Source organism: Streptomyces sp. YS-3 (assembly GCF_045257485.1).
Classification (GTDB): Bacteria; Actinomycetota; Actinomycetes; order Streptomycetales; family Streptomycetaceae; genus Streptomyces.
The window spans coordinates 1-3,142 of the sequence record NZ_JBJHPC010000719.1 but is presented as its reverse complement, the minus strand read 5'-3'; the positions used below and the strand labels follow the sequence as shown (position 1 = coordinate 3,142).

Sequence of the window (3,142 nt, the reverse complement as noted above, 5' to 3'; positions counted from 1 at the left end):
GCCCGCCCACCCGTGCGCGACCTGCACTGGCACCCAGCATCCATGGACATCTGCCTGCAAACGCCCCTCATGGCGTGGCTGGCCACCCGTGCCCCCGCCGACGGCGTGCTGCTGGGCTCCCGCATCGGTGAGGTGCGCCTGTTCGGGGACATCACCCGGGGCCGCTACTGCCACGCCCGCCTGGAGCCGGGAACAACGGACGAACACGCCACGGCCGCCCTCCGCCTCCTGGACGCGGACGGTAGCGTCCTGGCCACAGCGGAGGGCGTGGAATTCGTGCGGCTCCCGGCCCGCTCCCCGCAGGAGGAGTTCGACAGCCGCCTGCTCCAGACCCGCTGGGAGCAGACACCTCTGCCGGAGTCCGAGCCCACGCCGACCGCTGGTGGCAGGTGGCTTGTTGTGGACACGGGCGACACACAAACCGCTAGGGAGGTCGCCGGCGCGCTGGAATCCCATGGCGCCACCACCATCCTGGCCGCCCTGCCCACGCCCGCCGAAACCGCGCACCAGCACGAGCAGGACACCGACGACACCGGCCCGGCCCAAAGCCGATTGCGGGACTGCTTGAGGTCCTCTCAGGCACCGTTGGACGGCATCGCCGTCCTGTTCGGCTCCACCGACGCCGCGGACGAGGACGCGCCGTCACGGGCCCGCCATCACGCCGAACGGCTCCTGCTGGACATCGTCCAGCCCCTCATCGCGGAGAGCGTTGAGAGCGCGCCGCGCCTGTGGGCCATCACCTCGACCGCCCACCAGGTCCTGCCCGACGATGTGCCCGACCTCGGCCAGTGCGGTCTGCGCGCCCTGCTGCGCGTGGTGAGCTACGAACACCCTGAGCTGCGCCCCACCGTCCTGGACACCGACCCCGCCACCAGCGCCGGCGACATCACCCGGGAGCTGCTGGCCTGCCCCGACGCTCAGGACGACATTGCCCACCGCGGCGGGCACCGCTACACCGCCCGCCTGTGCACCCGCCCGCTGACCGCCACCGACCAACGGCACACGCGGATCGACTGGGCAAGCGATGATGTTCTTCTCGACCAGCAGCACGTGGGTGACCTCGGCTCGCTGCGGCTGACCGCGGGCCACCGCCCGCCGCCCGGCCCGGACGAAGTCGAAATCCACGTCCACGCCACCAGCCTCAACTACGCCAACGTCCTGATGGCCCTGGGCCTCTACCAGCAGATGCGCATGCCGGGAGATCCGGCGGCGCTCGCGGTGGCGGACTCTGCGGGGATCATCACCGCCGTCGGGGAGCAGGTCACCGATCGGCGCGTCGGCGACCGCGTGACCACGATCGCCGGGGACACGCCTATGGCGTCGTTCGTGCGGGTCCGCGCCGACTGGGCACTGCCCGTCCCCCCCACCCTGTCCCTGGAGCAGGCCGCTGGCCTGCCGACCGCCTACCTCACCGCCTGGTACGCCCTGCACCACCAGGCGCGGGTACGGCCCGGGGAGAGCGTCCTGATCCACAGCGCCTCTGGCGGCACCGGGCTGGCCGCCCTGAACGTGGCCCGCGCCCTGGGCGCCGAGGTATGGGCGACCGCCGGCAGTGAGGCCAAGCGCGCCTACCTGCACGAGCTGGGCGTGGAGCAGGTGATGGATTCGCGCAGCCTGGACTTCGCCGAGCAGATCCGCACCCTCACCCACGGCCGGGGTGTGGACGTCGTCCTCAACTCGCTGACCGGGCCGGCCCAGAGCGCGAGTCTGGACCTCCTCGCCCGGCACGGCCGGTTCCTGGAGATCGGCAAACGCGACATCTACGGCGGCACCCGGCTGAGCCTGCTGCCCTTCCGCCGCCACATCACCTTCGCCAGCATCGACATGCCCTTGCTGCTGCGGAAGGACCCGGGCCTCATCGCCGGCCTGTTCGCGGAGCTGGCGGCGGCGTTCGCCGACGGCACCCTGCCGCCGCTGCCCGTCACCTGCCGGCCCATCGAGGACGCCGAGGCGGTCTTCCGCACCATGGCCGCAGCCCAGCACACCGGGAAACTCGTCCTCACCTGGCCCGGCCACGGCGCCACCACCCTCCCCGCCCGTCCCCGCGACGTCACCGTGGTACGCCGCGACGCAAGCTACCTGATCACCGGCGGGCTGGGCGGCCTGGGATTGCTCTGTGCCCGCTGGCTCGCCGAAAGCGGCGCACCCCACCTCGTCCTGACCGGCCGCTCCCAGCCCGGTGAGGAGGCCAACCAGCTCATCGAGAACCTACGAGGCCAGGACACCCGCGTCGATGTGGTGTGTGCCGACCTCGCCGAGGCGGCCACCGCCGAACACCTCGTGGAATGCGCCCAGGCAGCAGGCTTCTCCCTGCGCGGTGTGCTGCACTGCGCCGCCGTCATCGAGGACGCCACCGCCCCCAACATCACCCCCGACCTCCTCACCCGCGTCTGGCGTCCCAAAGCCGACGGCACCTGGCACCTGCACCGCGCCACCGCCGGCATCGACCTGGACTGGTGGGCCGCCTTCTCCTCCATCGCCGCCGTCCTGGGCAGCCCCGGACAAGGCGCCTACGCCTCCGCCAACGGCTGGCTGGATGAGTTCTGCACCTGGCGACGCGCCCAGAACCTGCCCGCCACCGCCATCAACTGGGGCGCCTGGGCCCAGCACGGCCGCGGAGCGCACCTCGAACAGCTCGGCCACACCATGATCAACCCCGAGGAAGGCATCGCCGCCCTGGAAACGATCCTGCGCCACGACCGGACCCGCACCGGCTACAGCCCCCTCAACCCCGCCCAATGGCTCGCCGCCTACCCCGACACCGCCGACCTGGCCTACTTCACCGACCTGGCCCCCACCGAACACGGCGCCGGGCCGGAAGGCGAAGCGGACGACGCACTGGCCGTCCTGCGCGCCGCCCCCGACGAACGGCGGCAGAGCGTCCTGGAGGGCATCATCATCGAGCACGTCACCACCACCCTGGGCCTGGAAGAGGGGCGCTGCACCGGCGAAACCTCTCTGACCATGCTCGGCCTGGACTCCCTGCGCGCCACGGAAGTACGCAACCGGCTCCAACGCGACCTGCACTGCACCTTCCCCCACACCGCGCTGTGGACCAACCCCACCGCCGCCGCCCTCGCCGGCTACCTCCTCGGCCAGCTCACCGGACAGCACCTCCTCACACTCACACCCGCCCCATGAC

The 3,142-nt window shown here is 72.0% G+C and carries 1 protein-coding gene; it reads left to right on the top strand.

Annotated elements, in window-relative coordinates; translation table 11 throughout:
* The coding region (locus tag ACJA3G_RS33800) for an SDR family NAD(P)-dependent oxidoreductase (RefSeq protein WP_406556851.1) at nucleotides 1-3,141 on the top strand (3,141 nt) is incomplete at its 5' end.
* Nucleotide 3,142: the final 1 nt, after the last annotated feature.